14 protein-coding genes are annotated in these 19545 nt (G+C 48.9%); 3 read left to right on the plus strand and 11 right to left on the minus strand.

Features of this window, described 5'->3' with window-relative positions; all coding sequences use genetic code 11:
* Positions 1-130 precede the first annotated feature (130 nt).
* The 4 genes from ACN0YH_RS21580 to ACN0YH_RS21595 all read right to left on the minus strand — a co-directional run bounded on the left by ACN0YH_RS21580 (position 131) and on the right by ACN0YH_RS21595 (position 5667).
* Positions 131-2239, minus strand: a complete 2109-nt coding sequence (locus ACN0YH_RS21580; RefSeq protein ID WP_417381666.1) for a PQQ-binding-like beta-propeller repeat protein — start codon at positions 2237-2239, stop codon at positions 131-133.
* Positions 2240-2394: 155 nt separating this feature from the next.
* Positions 2395-3174, minus strand: coding sequence for a hypothetical protein (locus ACN0YH_RS21585; protein WP_417381667.1), 780 nt, complete (start codon positions 3172-3174; stop codon positions 2395-2397).
* Between the two features lie 435 nt (positions 3175-3609).
* The gene (lpxK, locus tag ACN0YH_RS21590) at positions 3610-4656 is read right to left on the minus strand and encodes a tetraacyldisaccharide 4'-kinase (protein ID WP_417381668.1); all 1047 of its coding nucleotides are present in this window, start codon (positions 4654-4656) and stop codon (positions 3610-3612) included.
* A gap of 225 nt (positions 4657-4881) precedes the next feature.
* Positions 4882-5667 carry a hypothetical protein gene (locus ACN0YH_RS21595; protein WP_417381669.1) on the minus strand — a complete coding sequence of 262 codons (786 nt, stop codon included), beginning with the start codon at positions 5665-5667 and terminating at the stop codon, positions 4882-4884.
* 1097 nt (positions 5668-6764) lie between these two features.
* Between ACN0YH_RS21595 and ACN0YH_RS21600 the strand changes: the two genes are divergently transcribed.
* Positions 6765-7682: a DUF1573 domain-containing protein gene (locus ACN0YH_RS21600; protein WP_417381670.1), complete on the plus strand. Its 918-nt coding sequence runs from the start codon at positions 6765-6767 to the stop codon at positions 7680-7682.
* 54 nt (positions 7683-7736) lie between these two features.
* Here ACN0YH_RS21600 and ACN0YH_RS21605 read toward each other — a convergent pair whose 3' ends face one another.
* The gene (locus ACN0YH_RS21605) at positions 7737-8141 is read right to left on the minus strand and encodes a sirohydrochlorin chelatase (protein ID WP_417381671.1); all 405 of its coding nucleotides are present in this window, start codon (positions 8139-8141) and stop codon (positions 7737-7739) included.
* A gap of 152 nt (positions 8142-8293) precedes the next feature.
* Between ACN0YH_RS21605 and ACN0YH_RS21610 the strand changes: the two genes are divergently transcribed.
* Together ACN0YH_RS21610 and ACN0YH_RS21615 are read left to right on the plus strand one after the other, a co-directional pair.
* Positions 8294-10045 carry a serine/threonine protein kinase gene (locus ACN0YH_RS21610; RefSeq protein WP_417381672.1) on the plus strand — a complete coding sequence of 584 codons (1752 nt, stop codon included), beginning with the start codon at positions 8294-8296 and terminating at the stop codon, positions 10043-10045.
* Positions 10038-10571, plus strand: coding sequence for an adenine phosphoribosyltransferase (locus tag ACN0YH_RS21615; RefSeq protein ID WP_417381673.1), 534 nt, complete (start codon positions 10038-10040; stop codon positions 10569-10571). Before ACN0YH_RS21610 ends, ACN0YH_RS21615 begins: the two co-directional genes overlap by 8 nt.
* Before the next feature lies 1 nt (position 10572).
* Here ACN0YH_RS21615 and ACN0YH_RS21620 read toward each other — a convergent pair whose 3' ends face one another.
* The 6 genes from ACN0YH_RS21620 to ACN0YH_RS21645 form a co-directional block, all read right to left on the minus strand.
* Positions 10573-11370: a class I SAM-dependent methyltransferase gene (locus tag ACN0YH_RS21620; RefSeq protein ID WP_417381674.1), complete on the minus strand. Its 798-nt coding sequence runs from the start codon at positions 11368-11370 to the stop codon at positions 10573-10575.
* 29 nt (positions 11371-11399) lie between these two features.
* On the minus strand, positions 11400-12581 hold the full coding sequence (locus ACN0YH_RS21625; RefSeq protein ID WP_417381675.1) for a hypothetical protein: 1182 nt from the start codon (positions 12579-12581) through the stop codon (positions 11400-11402).
* Between the two features lie 344 nt (positions 12582-12925).
* A complete protein-coding gene (locus tag ACN0YH_RS21630; RefSeq protein WP_417381676.1) occupies positions 12926-14818 on the minus strand; it encodes a hypothetical protein in 1893 nt (630 codons plus the stop codon).
* Positions 14819-14999: 181 nt separating this feature from the next.
* Positions 15000-16226, minus strand: coding sequence for an amidohydrolase family protein (locus ACN0YH_RS21635; RefSeq protein WP_417381677.1), 1227 nt, complete (start codon positions 16224-16226; stop codon positions 15000-15002).
* Between the two features lie 72 nt (positions 16227-16298).
* Positions 16299-18728 carry an ABC transporter permease subunit/CPBP intramembrane protease gene (locus tag ACN0YH_RS21640; protein ID WP_417381678.1) on the minus strand — a complete coding sequence of 810 codons (2430 nt, stop codon included), beginning with the start codon at positions 18726-18728 and terminating at the stop codon, positions 16299-16301.
* 5 nt (positions 18729-18733) lie between these two features.
* Positions 18734-19495, minus strand: a complete 762-nt coding sequence (locus ACN0YH_RS21645; protein WP_417381679.1) for an ATP-binding cassette domain-containing protein — start codon at positions 19493-19495, stop codon at positions 18734-18736.
* Between the last annotated feature and the right edge of the window lie 50 nt (positions 19496-19545).

Raw genomic sequence — 19545 nt, forward strand, 5'->3', positions numbered from 1 at the left:
AAAGTATAAAATCATGTTTTGTAAACAGCACTCTTGAATATTACAACGCATCACATTTAACCATCGCGTCTCTCTCTGATCTACCTGGTCCAAATCACCTTGAAGACGCGACAGTCAATCGGGATACCCTCTATTTGATATTTAACGCAGATATTTTTTTCGAATCATTCCTTTGTATACGCGCCTCATTTCCAAATGCAGTCAACCTGCGTGGTTGCGCTACCAGCAGTTGATTTCCCGCAACCACTAAATTGCCGCCCGACGCGCCGTACTGTCGCTGCAGATGTATCTTCTGTTTCAGATATCCCTGTTCTGCATGCACGACAAGAATTTCCTCGCGTAAAGGCCAGTAAACATACTTGCCGGCTAAAAGCCCTCGTCCATAGCCGAAGCCTTCGGGATCGTGATAACCGGTTTTCCAGGTGATCCTGCCAGTCGCGCGATCCAGTCCAAACAACCGGTTTCCACTGACCACCAATGTCGACTGTGTCACCCCCAAAAGATTGCGTATCTGCTCCGGCCATTGCCTCTGCCAGAGCATTAATCCGGATTCCGCATCAAAAGCCATCAGTTGAGAGGAATCCTGTGGTGCCGCAAATAATATCCCCCGATCATAGAGACAGGGAACCAGTCCTGTCTTCATATGATTACTCAACTCATCTCTGCCTGTCTTATCCTGGGATGGATAAGTAACCAGCCAGTTCAACCTTCCATCAACGGTGTCCAGGGAAGCAATTGCCCCCATATCAGTCGAGAGGTAAAGCTGATCTTCCCCCAGCGTCAGCAGCAGATGACTGATATAATTGACCCCTTCCTCAATGCTCCTTAACGCCAGACAGATTTTCTGATTCCAGATCATTTCGCCTGTGTCTGCAGAAAAACAGGCCACGTTCGTCTGCACTTCAGGAAAGCCTCGATGTAATACCACGTACAGCCTGTTGCCTGAAACAACAGGTGCCCCTTCAAAAGACCAGACAAAATTCTGTTCTCTCAGTTGAGCGGATGATATTTTCCAGAGCAGTTTGCCTTGCCCCTGATCAAGATCGAGACAGACAAGATCAGAAAACAGCCCCAACCGTTCGTCTTTGGCAACGGAAGTGACCGGCGATCCCATGCGGGCATACAGACGCCCTCCTGCAATCGTAGAGGTATAGCGAGGCACACCGACCACTGACCGAAATGGCAGCCTGCTCACGCGATGGCTGGCAGAAGGATAGAGGACCGGACTGGATTGAGGGTCCTGGGACCAAGCAGGTAATCCTGTTTTCCAGTTTAAGCCATAGATTCGCTCCGCGTCATTGAAGAAAACATGTTCCTGATAAACTACGGGAAACAGTCCCGGGGGAACGCGGAATCCGAATGCAGGTTTCGCTGTAAATTCCTGACTCCAGACCAGCGGGACAGGGAATGTCCAGGCAATCGCGCCAATCTCCAGTTGACGCGCTGCTTTGAAATTCCGTGTCTGATGCCCGGCAAATGTCTGGATCTCTCCCTGGTTCAGAGAGAGCACAACCTGGCTGCGATCAGCAAGAATCTCAGCCAGCAAAGCTGACAGGTTTCCCTCTTTTCCTGCAAGCGTTCCGTTTGCCGCCGGAAACTTTTTGCGGAACTGATCATACTCGAAGTCAGCCTGGCTGAAATTTCCTTCAAAAAAGCTGACCAGAATCAGACGGGCCAGAATTTCAGGAACCGGTAAGTCGGTATCGGGATAATGAAATAGCCCAGTATCATATACGGGAGAATCGGAAGCCGCTCGCGGAATCAGTCTACGCCAGAAAGACCGGGCTTTAGCCAGTTGCCCCTGTTCCCAGGCCAGCGTTCCCAGTAAATTCAGAGCATCATCACCGTAACTGCTCATCAAAGCCTGCTCGGTAATGTTGATCAGGGGTTGCACACTTGAATCGATGACCGCTTCTTCATACCAGCGTTTAGCGCGGGGATCTACCTTTTCCCTGTAAACGGCGATTGCTTCAGACGGAAATCCTGCCAGCAGATTCTGGCAATATTCAGATACACGCAAATATCTCCCGGGAGCCTCGGGATATAACGAGTCACCATACTCATCAGAAATCTGAATGAGAATCTTGACGGCATCTTCCCATTGCTGTTCGGAAAGATAATCACGTACGGACCCCATTTTCTTGAGGACCGTATTATTGACATCCAGTGAGACAGACTCTCGAAAGCGGGATGCGAGGACCTGCGGTTCCGATTGCGCCAGACCGACTTCAGTTGACAAGCAAAACGCTCCCCCTACTACAAGAGCGATGCAACCGCGAAGTATTTGCATGGTCCTGAATTCCTCACCATTTTTAACAACGGTTTACAGGCACTAAAAAGGACACGCCCGAGTAGACGTGTCCGTATCTAAAACCTCTGTAATTCAGAGAGTTCTTATTTGGATTCGAACTGGGATGGTTTGAATTTTACTTCACCCAGATCAACTGTTTCACCCGGCTTGATGTTAACAGTAAATTTGCGATCCAGGTAACCAGCTCTTTCCTGCCAGATTCGGAAATCATTTTTTCCAGCAGGCAGGTTTTCAATCGTAAATTTGCCGTCTTTATCAGAAACCACAGCGTATGGATGATCCACAACAAACCAGTAAGCAGTCATCCAGGGGTGAATGTCACATTTCACCTGCATGGGCAAAATTTCTGGAATGACGTTTTCGACTTCTTTGCCTTCACGATCATTGGGAGCGAGGATAAAATTTACCGCCTGATTTTTGAGCGGGAATGTATGAGTATTATGCGCGATCGGATCACCTGACTTAACGATGACTTTCTGATCGGTCCGCACGATCAAAGCGTGTGGTTCGAAAGTACAGCCTTTCTGATCGAAGACAATAGACTTCTCTTTTGACTCTTTCAAATCAGGATGGACATCTTTAGCCCGTCTCATATACATGAAGACATTGGCAATCCCTTTGTTTTCCGAATTGATGACCAGGTCGTTATTCAAATGCTCCATTGCCGCACAGACCGTGGGATCTTTGACAGCAGGATCACCTTTTTTACGTTGTACGACAGGTTTGGGAACCTCGCCATCATACACAAACTGGCCTGTTACCGATCCCCAACCTTCTGCAGAAACGGATTCCGGTAAGAGGAAACACACACCAGAAATCAGGAGAGCAGCAATTAATATCCGGCTAAGATTCAACTTTCGCATAATTAAAATACCTCGTCTATTTGAATATGATTGATCAGACCATCGTGGGGAAGGAGCACGGAAACCCTGATTGACGCTGTCGCTTCAAACCGGGAAAACCGCACTTTAGGAAGGTAACAAGTCAAGCGAGATCCGTATTCTCTACAAAACACCCGCTTTGCGTGAATGTTATCTATAGTCAGGATGACACAACAAACCACCAAAATCAAGTATCTATGAAACAGGATTACATCAAATTTTGGGATCAAAGCGGGCTAAAATACAGAATCTATCGAAAATTGTTGCAGGAAACCCAACCCTGAAAACTGCACAGAACGACATCTAGATCGCATCACATTTAACCATAGCGTCTCTCAAGCTATTATACTCGGTTCAAATAGCCCTGGAGACGCTACAGCAAAAACTGGACACAGTCCAGGCACCTGCGAAAGACATTTATTTTATAAGCCCCTGCAATATCTGCTCCAGAAACTCTCGCCCCTCCCGTATCTCAACACCGATTTCGATCCCCCAGACGGGCACATCATAAAACATAGGTTCACTCGTTTTTACCAGATCCTTACACGTCGTCAGAATCAGGTCGACTTCGGCCGCTTTGGCCCGAACCCCGATCTCCTGCACATCATCGCTGGTGTAATGATGATGATCAGCAAATACCTGGAGCCCCGCCACGTCAAACCCAGCCTGCTCCAGGGTGAGTCGAAAGCCTGCTGGATTTCCAATCGCACAAAATGCCCAGACCCGTTTCCCCTTGACTGATTCCAGGGACAATGTCTCATCTGTCACATTGATCAAAGCGCGGGGCTGAAACGTGGCTGTCGCGATTCGATCGTCGGGAACCAGACTGGTTAATTCCTCGCGCAATTGTTCCAGTTCCAGAGCGGAACATTGATCGACACGTGTCAGAATCACAAAGTCAGCTCGCCTGAGCGATGATTTTGGCTCGCGCAGTAATCCCCGGGGCAGTAGAGAGCCATACCCCCAGGGGCAGACGGCGTCGATTAAAACCAGATCAAGATTTCGCGCCAGCTTTCTATGCTGGAACCCGTCATCCAGAATCAGTATCTGAGCCCCCTGCTGAACGGCCTTGACAGCGGAATCACAACGGTTCGGATTCTGAAAATGAGGAACGCCGGGACATAGTCGATCCAGCAATAGTTTTTCATCATTCACTTCACCAGGTAACGCCCGATAACCACGGCTCAGTAGCGCAACCTGCCTTTGATGATTCTGAAACCATTGTGTGAGATAAGCGACGAAGGGTGTCTTACCGGTCCCCCCCGTAGTCAGATTCCCCAAGCTGACCACAGGAACTTCAACAGCTCTGACAGTTCGAAGCCGCCAGTCAAACATCCGATTACGAATCCGCACACCGGCTCCATACAGCAGGCTCAGAAATCGGAAGCAGGGTTTATAAAACAGACGGGCACGCCAGTCCTGCCTCTGGCCTGAAATGATTCTCAGATATTCCACTTCGTCCACGAATCAGCCTGCCTGCAAACACTACAGAATGAAATGAGTCGGCGGTAACATTACAAAGAAAACGCCCTGTTCAGAACATGATAGCTGAGTCGTTTCCGTCTGGCTAATCAGCAGCCAGACTTAGCGACACAATCTGCTATCTTGCTCTCTACAGGGCGTGGGTTCGGTCAGAAATTCCAACCAATTCTGCAATCAACAGTTTATATTCTCAGAAATGATTCCTTCTCAGTGAGGACGTGGCTGGCCTGATTCGTACTTCTTGTAGCTCAGCTCTACAATTCGTCCCATGATCAGCCTGACTCGTTGTGTTTGTGGAACTCGACCGGTTTCAGGAAAAATCGCATAGACCTGATAGACATGCGGAATCCCTGGAATCAAAGGCCGCTTTGTTACAAATTCCCAGATGTCATCATTCTCAGGATCTCGATAGCCGATCATCTCATCCCGTTGGCGATTTAATGCGACGACCCGAATATCGGTTGCGCCTGGAGCATAGACATCCAGGCCCGCGTCTCGCGGATGACCTTCCGGACCATCGGCGGGCATCGTTCTTGTCGGACGCATATAAGCAGTCCCCATCGTACCCGGATAGTGCAGAATCCGGGGTCGCATCGGCGCCACCTGCATCGGCATCGGCTGCAAGCCTATCTGCGGCGACGGACCACCGGCTGGCATCCCATTAAAATCAGCAACACCACTTCCAGACTGGCACGACTGGCAACCGCCGCGCGAACTGTTTCCCATACCATAGACGGCTCCCTGATAATAGTGATCGACAATTGATCCGCAGCCGCAGGAACTTCCCCCGCAACCCGAATTGCATTTATGTTTATGGCCCAGCTTCCAGGGACTGCAGCACTTTCCAGAATGAAACAGTGACAGTCCGCCCCCTTTACAGTGGCCATGTCCGCATTTATGTCCAGCTTCCAGCTGGCCTGGTATCGCCAGAAACATCATTCCCAGAATCAAGATTCCGGTCAGACCAGTTCTGGCAGTGAGTTTGTTTATCATGTTAACCCGTTGCTCCCTGTTATAATGAGACCGAACTCATGTTCTTTCCACCACTGTGTCTCCAGTGACCTTCTTCATCAACAATGTCTCAGTAATCTAAAGCACTCTTTTGTGTGAAACGAACCAGCTGATTCCCGCAATGAAAATTCAACCAGCCTGATAATGAAAGATTTCCTGTCTCCCTTATCATTCAACCAGAGCAAACGCAGTTGTCCGGCTGTCAGCGTTGTGTATTTGCCAGAATGCTTTCCTGGGAAAGACACTCTTAGTCAAAGCGTATCACGCGCCCTTTCAGCGGTCGGATAGAATTCACAGAAAGGAGAAGAATGCCGCACGGAGCTGAACATCTCGCAGAGTCTTGACGAACCGGAAAGAAATCCTCATCAGCCAACCTGGACAAGCATGTCAAAATCTGGCGATTGATGATGGTAAAACAATCCGTTTAAATGATTCCCCACTACTTATAATGAATACTCCAGATACACTCAGTATTCCCCCAAACCCAGTTATAGAAACTGGTTGCGACAGCATAGTGATCGCAGTCAAACCGATCAAAACAGGTTGGATTACTCCGTTTGCTCCGTTCGGGGATAGCTCGGGTGGCTGAAATGAGACAACATTGACTTTTCAACTAATGAGAACTAAATTGCCATCACCAAAGTGTCGATGCCGACTGATGTATTTGTCACACAAGCCAATATATCTGAGTGTTCCGAATATCAAATTTGATCTTGGACACATAAATTCAGTATAATGCTGGCGATCTGATCCAGGCCTGATAAGCGATTGCATTTTCTGCGCTTCTGAAATTTGCAAAAGTTTGTGAAAGCCCGATTTTACAAGTAGTGTGAAACGTCTCTGTGAATGGATTCTGCACTAGACGATGTAAAGTGGTGTGCTGAAAGTCGGTAAACGTTCCTACCAAATTAACCAATCTCAGTGCCTCGACTTAATTTAATACATCGAAGTTAATTCTTTTTTTGCAGAAGTGAGATTCTATAATGTTAAGTAAGAGCAGTTTCCGATTTGGTTTTTTGAGTGCCTGTTTGTTTATGTTGAGTACCTCGAGCTCATTCGGTCAGGGATGGGCTGAGAAAATGTTCGACAAAGACAAGATTGACTTCGGGGTTATCGCCCGGGGGTCAGATGCTCAATTCCGTCTGAAAATTAAAAATATCTACCCCAATCAAGTGCACATCTCCAATGTCCGCACTACCTGTGGCTGTTCAGCAGCCGAACCTTCCAAGAACATCCTGGAAAGTGGTGAAGAAGGTTATATTCAGGTCAAAATGGATACCGCACGTTTTCAAAGACGTAAAGATTCCAACGTCATTATCACGATCGACGCACCACAGTATGCAGAAGTCCGGATTCCGATTACGGCATACATCAGAACAGACGTTGTCTTCACACCAGGTGCCGCCAACTTTGGTTCTGTCGAAGTCGGTAAAGGTGCCGAAACCACCGTGGCACTCGCTTATGCTGGTCGGGATGACTGGGCGATTACCGGGATTCAATCCAAAGACCCTTCTCTGACCGTTAAAGCTGTCGAAACCGCCCGCGGCGGTGGACGGGTTAACTATAACCTTGTTCTCACGCTGTCACCCAAAACACCTTTGGGACCAATCCGCGAACAGATCATGCTTAAAACAAACGATGTGAATTTCACCACGGTGCCTCTGCTGGTAGAAGCGAAAGTGGAATCAGATATCACAATCACACCTGAATTGGTTTCACTGGGAATGATGATTCCTGGTCAGGAAAAAACAGTGAATGTTGTCCTGCGTGGTAAAAAACCATTCGAGATCAATAAAATTGAATGCGAGTCAGACGACGAAGCATTCAAGATCCGGATGCCTAAAACAACCCAGCCCATTCACGTTTTACCGCTGACAATTGTTCCACCGAACAAACCCGGTGACTACTCAGAAGAATTCACTGTCACCATCGCAGGCCGGGGTGAACCAATCACCTTTAAAGCCTTCGGAAAGATTTCTGAAACTAAAACCAATTAAGATTTGAAAGATTTTTCATTGCGAGAAAAGGGCGTTCTTCGGAGCGCCCTTTTTTTATTTGGCACTCTGACCTGCGGGTTCATTCAATCGGTCCAGGACAATCTCCAGCATCAAAGGATGCAAACCCAGATGCGCACAGAGCCGAAACCGGGTTTCGGGATAGGTCTGCTCGAAACCATTCCGAAATTCTTCCAGGTCATTCTGAACATGTACTCCGGCTGAGAGAAAATAGGGTAGCATCAATACTTCAGTAGCGCCGGCCTGCACACACCGGGCCGCACCTTCAGGAATCGCAGGCTCAGCCAGTTCCAGGTACGCATATTCCACAACCGCAAACTTACATCGTTCCCGCAACATTGCCGCCAGTTTCACCAGATCCTGGTTAGCTTCATCACGTCGACTGCCATGGGCAATCAACAGAACCGCCTTCGTTCTTGCATCAGACATGGATTCAACCATAATAGAAAGAAATATACTTCGCTTAAAAAAATTGTTCCTGAGATTATAGACATCTCCCGCACTTCAGACACTGTACAAGTAACTCCAGATTTTCATAAACAAAACATCTCGAATCAGCGGCCACTGGTTCATTCCAATATCGAGCAACTATCTTGAACACTCACGAACATGAATCCGCCCCGGACAGACTCGGCGAATATTTGATCGAAAAAAAAATTGGCGCGGGCGGTATGGGTTCGGTATATCTGGCTACGAACATTCACAACGATCAACAGGTAGCCATTAAAATTCTCCCCAGTGCACTCGCGCGGGAGCCGGGCTTTGTCGAACGTTTTCATCGTGAAATCGAAGCACTGAAAAAGATGCATAATCCGTACGTCATTGAATTCTATGACAGCGGAGTGGAAAACGACATTTACTACTATGTGATGGAATATGTCGACGGTGAAACTTTAACCAAGCGACTCCGACGTGAAAAACGCATCGACTGGAAAACGGTCGTCAACATCTCTATCCAGATCTGTTCTGCGCTCAAAGCCTCGCATGACGCCGGCATCATCCATCGGGACCTGAAACCTTCCAACCTGATTCTGAAAGATGATGATACAGTCAAACTGGCTGACTTTGGTGTCGCTCAATTATTCGCCACGGAAAAGCTGACGGTGACCGGAGGAATTATCGGCACGGCAGAGTACATGTCACCCGAACAGGCAGAAGGCAAACGGGTGACCCGGCAAAGTGATTTGTATTCCCTGGGTGCGGTGATGTATGTCATGCTTACCGGCAGGCCTCCCTTCAGTGGGAAAACGATGTTGGCCATCATTCAAAAACAGAAGTATGGCCAGTTTGATCGGCCCGGCAGATACGTTGATGATCTCCCCATCTGGCTGGAAGAAATTGTCTGCCAGCTGCTCGAAAAAGAGCCTCAGAAACGGTTTCCGGATGCCTACGTTCTTTCCCGCCGCCTGCAGGAAGTTCTCAGCAAACATGAAATGTCGACTTCGGATGATACCTATGCACTTTCAGGAACCAGTGATCCTTCAGTGACTCCGACCCTTGTACAATCTGCTTCAGAACCCGAAGCCGGTGCTGGAACCTTAATGCAAAGCCTGATGCGGGCGCAACTGGAATCAGACAGTACTGGTTCAAAACTAAGTCAGATCTTCGACAACATCTATTTTCTGCTGGGTATGCTGGTAATCCTGATTGCCGGTGGTTACTTCTGGTTTCAAGAGCAGGAACTCACCCCTCAAGAAATGTTTGAACAGGGGCGGCAGATAATGCAGCAACCCGAGAATCCGGAATGGTATACAGCCCGTGATAAATTTTTATTACCACTGCTGGAATCGAATCCAGGACAATGGGAAGAAGATGTTGAACCACTGTTGGAACGAATTAAAGTTTATGAAATCCGCTCCAGTGCAGGTATGACAGCAAAACGCAGATCACGTACCGGCCCGCAAAATGAAGCCCAGAGGTTTATCTTGCTGGCACAACATCACCTGAAAACCGGTAATATCGCACAGGCAGAAATCATACTCTCTGCACTGGTTGACATACTCAACGAGAATTCAGAGGACACCGATAATACCAAACAGAATGAGATGCGAGATCTTGCCCGGCAAATGCTCAATGAACTGCAAAATAACCCGTCTCGCACAGCGGAACGATTTATTATGCTCACGCAATCCATGGCAAATGCAGACGCACTCATCAATGAAAATAAATTTGAGGAAGCTGCTCGTGTATGGAAAGCACTGATCGTACTCTACGAACAGGAGCAGGCAGAGGTGGCCCAAGAGATGGTCCGGAAAGCCAGACTCAAACTTAATGCGCTGCCTGCACTGAAACAGGCAGCACAAACCGAATCCGATTCTCAGAAAGAGAACACAAACAATGAATGAAAAACTCGACTTGAAAAAGTATATTCGTGAAATTCCGGACTTTCCCAAACCAGGAATTTTATTTCGAGATATTACGCCTCTGCTCGCCGAACCTAAAGCATTTCAGGAAGTCATTGACCGTCTGACTGCTTACTATCGTGAAAAAGAGATCACAGCCATACTCGCCGCCGAAGCACGGGGCTTTATATTCGCAGCGCCCCTGGCGCTTGCTCTGGGTGCTCGCTTCATCCCCATTCGGAAACCAGGCAAGCTTCCTTTCGAAACAAGAGCCTTTCACTACGAACTGGAATATGGTTCTGACTCCCTGGAAATGCATACCGATTCCATTCACTCTGATGACCGAGTTTTGATCGTGGATGACCTGCTGGCAACCGGGGGAACTATTTCTGCCTGTATTGAACTGGCCAAACACTCCCAGGCAGAAGTCGTCAGTTGTGCGTTTCTGATCGAACTCGCATTCCTGAACGGACGGGAAAAAATGAATGGCTGTGATGTTTACTCACTCATTCATTACGACGCAGAATAGATCAGGGAACCCAGATCGCTGCCGGCGATTCAACCTGTGACTGCTGTTCGATACGACGCGCTTTAATACGCACATAGGGCGCGACAAACCGACCTCGATGACGAAAATGTCCTACCGGCGCACTGGGGTCTGCACGCACAGGCTCGCGCAGATCTTCGATCACGAACCCCTGTCGACACAACCCGCCGACGAGTTGATCCCAGCGATGCAGGTATTCGGTCGCGCCGTCCTCCCGGTAGGATCGGTCGTCTGTTTTCGGCAGTGGTCCCTGCTGATAATACTCCAGCCCCACAATATATTCATGCTGCTGATTTCTGCTGGTAAGTTGCAGACTCGTGGGAGTTTTATGCTGGCTGATATAAAGTCCTCCGGGACGAAGCACGCGAGCGACTTCCCGGTAAACGGCTTCCACATCAGGTACATAACAGGTACTCACAGGTTGATGCACAATATCAAATTGGGCATCCCGCAAATCAGACAGATCGTCCATCGATGTTTCAACAATTTTCACCTGCAGACCACGCCTGCTTGCTTCCTGCTCATCGAGCTGCAGCATTCTATTACTGAGATCTACAACAGTGACGTGCGCTCCAGCGGATGCATACAGAATTGATTGCCAGCCTCCTCCAGATGCCAGGCAGAGCACATGCCTGCCGGTGACCGATTCCGGCAGCCAGCCTCGTGAATCAAGCGTCTGCAAGGGAGAGCGACACTCTTCATCGGTTGCAACCTTGGTAAACTGGCTGCGAACCTCCGCCAGTCGATTCCAGGCGGCACGGTTATGGGGCAGGTGGGACATGCGGAAGCCTCGATTTCAGATCGTATCAATCAGGATTCCTGCGACTGCGATTTAGCCTGCTCATCCAGTAATGCACCGGCAAAGGTTACCAGATCACCTTTACCACGGGCCACTCGCTGTAATACATCCAGATGGTCTGTTTTGAGGCACAGATCGGTGAAGGAAAAAGTATTCGGATCTTCAAACTGGCTGAGATAGGTTTCCGCCAGTTCGATGGCCCGCTCTTCCTGCCCCACGCGCGTCAATAAATCAATCAAGGCGTAAGCAATCATTTGCTTGTCGTCTTCATCCGGCTCCTGCTCCAGTTTACTTTCGAAATAGGCGATTCCCATTTTCTGATCATTTTCATCTCCCACCAGGGCTTTGAAAAAGTGCATGTGAGCCGGATAAAAATCCTCAAACGGAGTTTCACCCGGATACTGAAACTGGCTGTCTAACCGGGAACCGTATTCACACAATTCAATGACTTTTGACAAATGAGGGTCTTCGTCAGGCAACAGACGGGCAAAACGCACTACAGAATTGAGATGCGAAACATCGATATGATAACTGCCGGATTCAAACATCCAGTCTCTACCAGCCATCAGTTCCCGCAGATTGTCAGCTGGTGGAGCCATGGGCACCTTCTGTTGTACCTGGTACTGCAGCGACTGAACGAGATCAGCATACAACTGGTCGACCAGCAGACAGGCGACCTGCTGTCGTCCCTCCGGGTTCAGCTGCGCATTCATCTGGTCAAACACGGTAATCGTGTTACAGATGCCATTGACCTGTAACATGATCTCAAATCCTTTTTCCGGATTAGCGCCCTCATAAACACAAACCTGGATCAGTTCTTCTACTTTATCCTCGGGTACGGTGCGTGGATTGATTTTCTTTAATGCTTCAGCAACGGGGGCGGGTTCCTGAATTGTCTGGAAGTAGAGCCAGGCATCAGAATACTTTTTGTCTTCCAGGAATAAATTGCCGACTTGACGGGCGGCATCAATATAAGCTTCTTCGAAATCTTTCTTTTGATCTTCCGGCACATTATCAAAACTGGTTGGCTGGAGCAGACCAGTACCCAGCGCAAGTTTTTTTTGCATTAACAAAGCATCAAACAGACGATGATAATTTTTCTGTGATGTCAGGGTTTCAACCAGTTGATCCAGAACTGCTTGGGGTGACTGTTGCTGTAATTCTTCTAAAACTGCAAAGATATCTTCTGACATGATTCTTCTCTTGTCCTTGATCGTTTCAGTATGTTGAAGCCTGTTTTTTAATTTAGACTGTGTCCAGTTTTATTGTAGCGTCTCCAGGTCCATTTGGACCGGGTATCATAGATCGGGAGATGCTATGGTTAAATGCGATGCGCTCTAGTATACATCGATATCAGCCTGGCATCACGGTAAGCGACTGTCATCTGCATACAACCATTCCGGATCATTGAGAATGGCTCGAATCAGTTTCAATCAGAAGCCAGGATGACTCTCACAAACTCTTATTGTAAGAATTCCAGGCCTCTCTGAGTACCCTGCCACTTCAGAAAGGGAAGAATCGCGGTGTTTCGATCGCTTTACTCGACAAACAGCAGAGGATTCAATTCACCATTCGTATCAAAGCGACCGATCACAGATTCGTAACTGGTATGATGGCCCAGTACAGCGCGTGCATGTTCCGCTTTTTTCAGACTGCGATATACCAGCAACTGGTGTGACCCAATCCGTAACCGATGTCCGGATGCTTCATCCCTAGGAGAAATTTTTCCGGATTCACTCACAGTCAGCCGAGACCAGTCTGCTGCCTTGCGCTTCAAATCGGGCTCCCAGTCGATGATCAATGGAACGTACAGAGCCGACGCTTCCGAAACCTGTTGCTGCAAAATCAGCTGATGTTGCTCATTAAATGTCAGACTGCCCGGTTGAAAGAAATCCCGCTCCTGCGGCAGTCCGATTGGAAAGATGCGTGCCGTCAGCCCTTTGGTCTTGAGCGTCAACTCGTGTGTTTCACTGTCTACCATCCCCGTCAGTTCCGACGAGACTGGCAGTATCGATCGATATTCAATGTTACTCGCTTCGGCTCCTGTCACAATATCCGAAAGAAAAACAAAGTGTTGATTGCGGGGGAGCAGCAACTGGCGTTCAAGACGAAAACCGGAATCCAGGTCCATGTGCAGTTCAAGGTAATCCGCATCTTCATCCGTGTTCCAGCAGACACAGCTCCACTCGCCATCGCCAGTCACGACTTCTCCGTTGATTGTCAATGAAAAATCCCAGGCTCCCTGGAACAGTAATTTACCCATCGCAGTCAGACTGACGACAGGGAGTTCCGCGTTCCAGCTGGTAACCAGAAGATTGGAAGTATCGGACCAGTAATTTCGCATCAAAGCATAGGCTGCCCAGTCTGACTGTGTTGAAACACAGTCCTCGGACTGGATAAAAAATCCGGATCGTTTTTTTATTGTCTGAAGAGATTTTAGATATAATCGCTCTGCACTTCGGGATGGCAGTCCTGCAATAGTTGCAGCCGCTGCCAGTAACTTAAGATGAGAAACAGTATGCACCGGGCAAAGCACTATTTGCCCACTGGCATCGCAGGCCGCGGTTATTTTCTCAACCGACAACTGGAAACGATCCAGGGCCTCTTCATCCCATAATTTTTTGCCCCAGATCTGGCCTGCATAGGTTGCCCGCATCAAGGTAATCAACCAATAATCAAGCCGGGGGAAGAAGTCCGCATGCGGAGTCCCATCGTTATCAGTACGGTCGAAGAAACTGTCTCGCAAATTCTGTTGACCCAGTTGACGGAAATTCTTTGCGCCGGAAATATCCGAGAATAGTAAACCGGCACGCCAGGGTACTTCTCCCGAAATCAAGGCAACCTGATCTTCGGACAGTCCCGAAAAATCTGTTTCTTCAAGTTTGAAACAAAGTGACACTGCAGAAAACAGACAGGCTCTCCAGACACTGATGATAGCAGCGGGTGCTAATCGATAACCAAGATTTTCCAGCAGCTCGATTAAGAGTAATAATTCAAACGGCTGTAACGGATCGGCAGCAGAGATCTGATCAATCCAGCCTACCAGCAGGCGACTGATTTCATCCCAGCTCAATTCAGGAGTTTTTTTCCGCCGAGAAGCTTTTTTACTTTTTTTGAGTTGAACCGGTAGTTTTTGGGCTGATCGAATCAGGCTGATCAAATCTGAAGTGCGACAGGTTTCGTCTACCGACTCATCAGACCAGAGTGTAGACCACTGCATCTCAACAGCCAGTTTTCCTGCTCGCTTCTGTTTGGCGATGGATTTCAAATTTGAAGACAATCCCTTACAAAATCGAACCAGATCTCCAGCCTGCGCCCCCTTCATCAGATCGCCCGTCGGCTTCGACTTCCATTGAATGGACTGCAGGAATTCTTCGTCAGGAACAGTAAACAGGTGTTGTGGCACAGATTGACCAAATTCGATTGACATTGTATTTTCCATTTGATGGTTCCCCAACAACAATTGAGAATTTCACCCACAACAGTTGCGATTCCGGACAGGTTCACGCATGACCGAATTGATATGAATCAAAAACCGAGCACTGGACACATTAACTATTAAACAAAATGCGCCGACTGGTGATAATAGGGTAACGGGATTCCCGTCGAAATCAATTGATCCAGACGCCATTCAACATGACTCTTGAAACATAGGCTGCGGAATCCAACAAAAGATCACTGCCTGAATCTGCTGCGGAATATTCGGGTAATCGGATCAGAGCCAGATCGGCTCGTTTCCCCACAGCCAGCGACCCCAGCTCGTCTGACAACTCCAGTGCACGGGCGCCCGCTAAAGTGCCACACTCCAGAATGAAACCGGTTGAGACTTTCGGAAACCTGTCACGCAGAAACTGTAGCTCTTTCCAGAGACTGAGATCGGGATTTGAGGCCCGACTGTCTGTTCCCAAAGCCACATTGATTCCCTGACTGATCAATCTCTGCCAGGGATGGGGACGATGACCGAAATAATGATGGGTACGCGGACAGTAAATGACAGAGATCTGGGGAGCCTGTTTCAGAAAGTCAATTTCAGCCTCACCAAAATAGTTTCCATGGACGGCCAGCGCAGAACTGAGTTCCGCCAGGGGTACGAGGTAATCATACAGACGCATCCCCTCTCGCAAAATCTGCGGATCCCAGAGCTCCAGTTCCGTTAATAGATCAACAAAAGGCCCCGACTTTTGGCTCAGAAATTCCAGCTCATCCTCTGTCTCCGCCAGATGAACAGCAGCGGGAACTCCCTGATCACGTGCCTGCTGGACCAGATTCAGATACAAATCGGGATTCACACTGTAAGGCGCATGAGGACTTAAACCTAAACCGATCGTATCATTCAATTCCACCTCAGTTCCCAGCTGCAGGAAGTCGGCGGCAATCTGTATCTGGTCCTCAATCCGATCTGGTGTGAACCCCAGGCATTCCCGGAAGACGACCGCAGACGGTTTTCTCTCATCTGCAGACAAAAGCTGCAGGCTCTCCGAGCTGGTTGCGATTTCTCCCAGACAGGTTGTCCCCGAATTCAGGCTCTCCTCAATTCCCTGCTGAATTCGATCTCTGGCGGGAACGGAACAGGTAAACCGCGACTTCATAATTGATCGAATCCACTCGGCAAACGGCTCTGTCGGGCCAAGCGGATGTTCCAGTTGACTGAATTCAAGATGCGTGTGCGCATTCACAAGACCGGGGATCAGCGCAGCATTGCCCAGATCGACAGCTTGAGGATGCTCCCCTTGATACACGGCGGCAATCCGGGAACCTTCAATTTCAACGACAGCCCGTTCCAACGGGGGTCCTTCAATGGGAAAAACCCAACGGGCAGCTAAGATCTGACGTTCCAAAATATCACTTTGTCTAATAAACATTGATGGCAGGCAAAAATTCGACCGGCTCAAATTATATCAGAACAAAGCTCATTTGGAATCAGTGAGCCGGCGATCATAAGAAGACAACGACAACGATTCTGCCGGCTGACCGTAAGCGGGTTTGGTCTGAAGTGTCACCCAGCGTAGCAGAGCAATCGCGATCACGACACAAATCAGCAGTAAAGGCCAGGAATACCGTAAGCCATCTGGCCCCATACTGACAAAATACTGTAGACCATTTTCGGGAACCCATTTTTCAGGCACCCGACCTCGGAATATCGAAAGGGAGTTATAGATAAAGTGAAAGACAATCCCCGGAAACAGACTGCGGCTGTGAACTGCAATCAATCCCAGTGCTAATCCGACCAGTGTTGCATTAAAGACCTGCTGAGGAATCATATGCATGGCACCAAAGGTGACACTCGACAGGATAATCGCCAGCCAGGCTCGTCCGCGTCGACCAAAACCGCTTAAAATGAAACCACGGAAAGCCAGCTCTTCACAGACCGCAGGTGCCAGCGCAAACGCCAGTAAAATCAACCAGATCGCCTGGTTCGGATCGGACATATCCTGCAGGACAGCAACGGTCCCCTTCGGTAATGCCGGGAAAAACCACCTTAAACTCGAAACCAGCTCCTGTGAAACGGGATGCAGGGCAAACGCCAGAATAATCGCCACGATCCAGAAGCCGAAACGAGGCAGATACAGACGAAACGTCTTTCTCATACTGGTCGTCAGCATGATCCCCATCATCAGCGCCGGAGTCGCAATGATCGCCAGTTGCTGAATCATCAGCAGTTGCATCATGCGCGTCGGACGTTCTGCGCTCGTCGCCATTTGAATGGCGTCACGCATGGTATTCATGACGGCAAACTGCAGCAGCATAATGATGACAAAACAGAATCCCGCCTCGGCGAAGCTGGGCAGTGCATCTTTGGTGCGCATCAAGTGCTTCAACCAGAGTCCTACTTCAAACCGTTCTGCCTCACGGAATAAAACATCTTCCCGCTGAAACTGGTCGATAGCCCACCAGAGTGCCAGCAAACTATACCCGATACTCGTCACCAGGACCGGAATCGCATACACATACAGGATGCCGGCATTCACCGTCGATAACAGCATCCCCTTCAACAAAAGAGCCACGCCAACCACAGGCATCAGACTGTAAAAGGGATTGATTTCTACTGCGGGAGATAAACAAAAAACGGTCAGACCAATGGTGACCATCAATAACGGAGTCAGATAATATTGACCTTCCTTGCTGCTGCGGGCAAACGTGGCCAACGACAGACACAAAGCACTAAAGAGCGCTGCCAGGGGAATCAGCAGTACTACGATCCAGAAGAGAGCCGAAAATGAAGGAAACGAAAGATCCCCAATTTTGGAAAGTGCTCCCGATCCCGCTACGTTCACCATATGCTTGCCGGTAAATCCCATACTGGCCAGATTCAACAAGGCTGTCGATACACTGAAAATCAGCACTGTCAAAAACTTACCCAGCACGATTTCTGTGCGTTTCGCGGGGGAGATTAACAGAGTCTCCATCGTGCCCCGCTCTTTCTCACCCGCTCCCAGATCGATCGCCGGATAAAAGGCACCGGTGGCAGCCATGATAATCAGCAATGCAGGAAACAACTTGCTCCAGAGATTCGCCGCCAGCTGATCATCCTGCGCCAGGTCGATGACTTCCGGATTAATGGGAGTGGGTAAAGAAACGGGAAGCTTGGCTCGACTCAATCGGGCACGTAAGATCGCTTTTTCCCAAGCCTGCATCGCCTCCTGAACCCGGATAAAGGCCAACTTTGATTTCTCGTCGGCTCTGTTTTCCAGGACCAGCGGCCTTGATGAAACTGCGGGATCGAAGTCTATCGGCTCATGGCGCGCAAGTTTTTCACTGACCTGCTCCAGTTCTTCCGAAAGTCCTTTCGGTATGATAATCAGTACCTGGATCTTACTTTCAGCAAACTGCTTACTGAGCCGTTCTTTCGTCTCAGTAATTTCATTTAAAAGCAGCTCGGTCTGTTTACTGTCTTCGTCGCCTTTCAGTTTATCCCACTCTTCCAGCAGATTCTGATGCTGTTTCAGCTCCAGCTCCAGCTCACGTGCCTGCTTCAGGATCTCTTCACGCTCTGAAGATGATTCAGAACCTGGCGACTCGGAATCAGTGGTCTTTGTATCCGCGGATTGACTATCCGTTATGACGCGTAGTTTGTCAGCATCCGAGGGAATCGTGAACCAGTTGGAAACAAACTGATCCCCGTCGAGTAACTGAGGTTGTTTTGGTAATTCATCAGCGCCCAGCATGACAACTGTCCGGGGTTGTTCGGAAAACAACACCGTCATCTGCACCATGCCGATACCCATTGCCGGGTACAGCAGTAACGGAAGAATTGCCACCATAAACAGGGTACGGCGGTCGCGCATCTGGTCGCGCAATTCTCGCATTAAGATCAGCTTGATGTTCTTCCACTGTATCATCTGAATTATTGAGCCTTCATCGCCAGCTGGTCTTCATGCTGTTGAATTAAACTGAAGAACAACTCTTCCATATCTGATTCGTGATATTGTTCTTCCAGTTCCGGGATACTACCGATCGCCAGAATTTTCCCTTTATAGATGACCGCGACGCGATCACATAATTTTTCGACTTCTCTCATAATGTGAGTCGAAAAAATAATGCACTTGCCTTCCTCACGCAGGGCCTCAATCGTTTTCAAAACAGCACGCGCTACCAGAACATCTAGTCCCGTGGTGGGCTCATCGAAGATCAAAACCGGGGGGTCATGAATGATGGTGCGGGCGATGGAGACTTTCTGTTTCATCCCGGTCGACATCTTGGAACCAAGCATATCCCTGATCTCCTGCATCTGCAGGGTTGTGAAAATGCGATCCAGTCTCTGTTGCAACTCTTGCTCTTCAATGCCGTAAAGTCGACCAAAATATTCCACCATTTCCCAGGCAGTCATTCGGTCGTAAATACCGGTATTGCAGGACATGAATCCGATCTGCCCACGCACATCCTGGGGATGGGTGGCCACGTCGTAGCCGGCCACTGTCGCCGAGCCCCCCGTGGGTTGCAGGACCGTACTCAACATGCGCAGACAGGTTGTTTTACCAGCCCCATTAGGCCCCAGCAAACCAAAGATTTCCCCCGCCTGGACATCAAAACTCACTGAGTCGAGCGCGATAATGCTGCCACGACGCAAATCATCGAAACTTTTGCTCAGCCCTTCGACGTGAATCATATCCGTCCATTATCCCTGTTGCCTGCGTTATTCAGACGATCAGCATCACA

It is taken from the genome of Gimesia sp. (assembly GCF_048262075.1).
Classification (GTDB): domain Bacteria; phylum Planctomycetota; class Planctomycetia; order Planctomycetales; family Planctomycetaceae; genus Gimesia.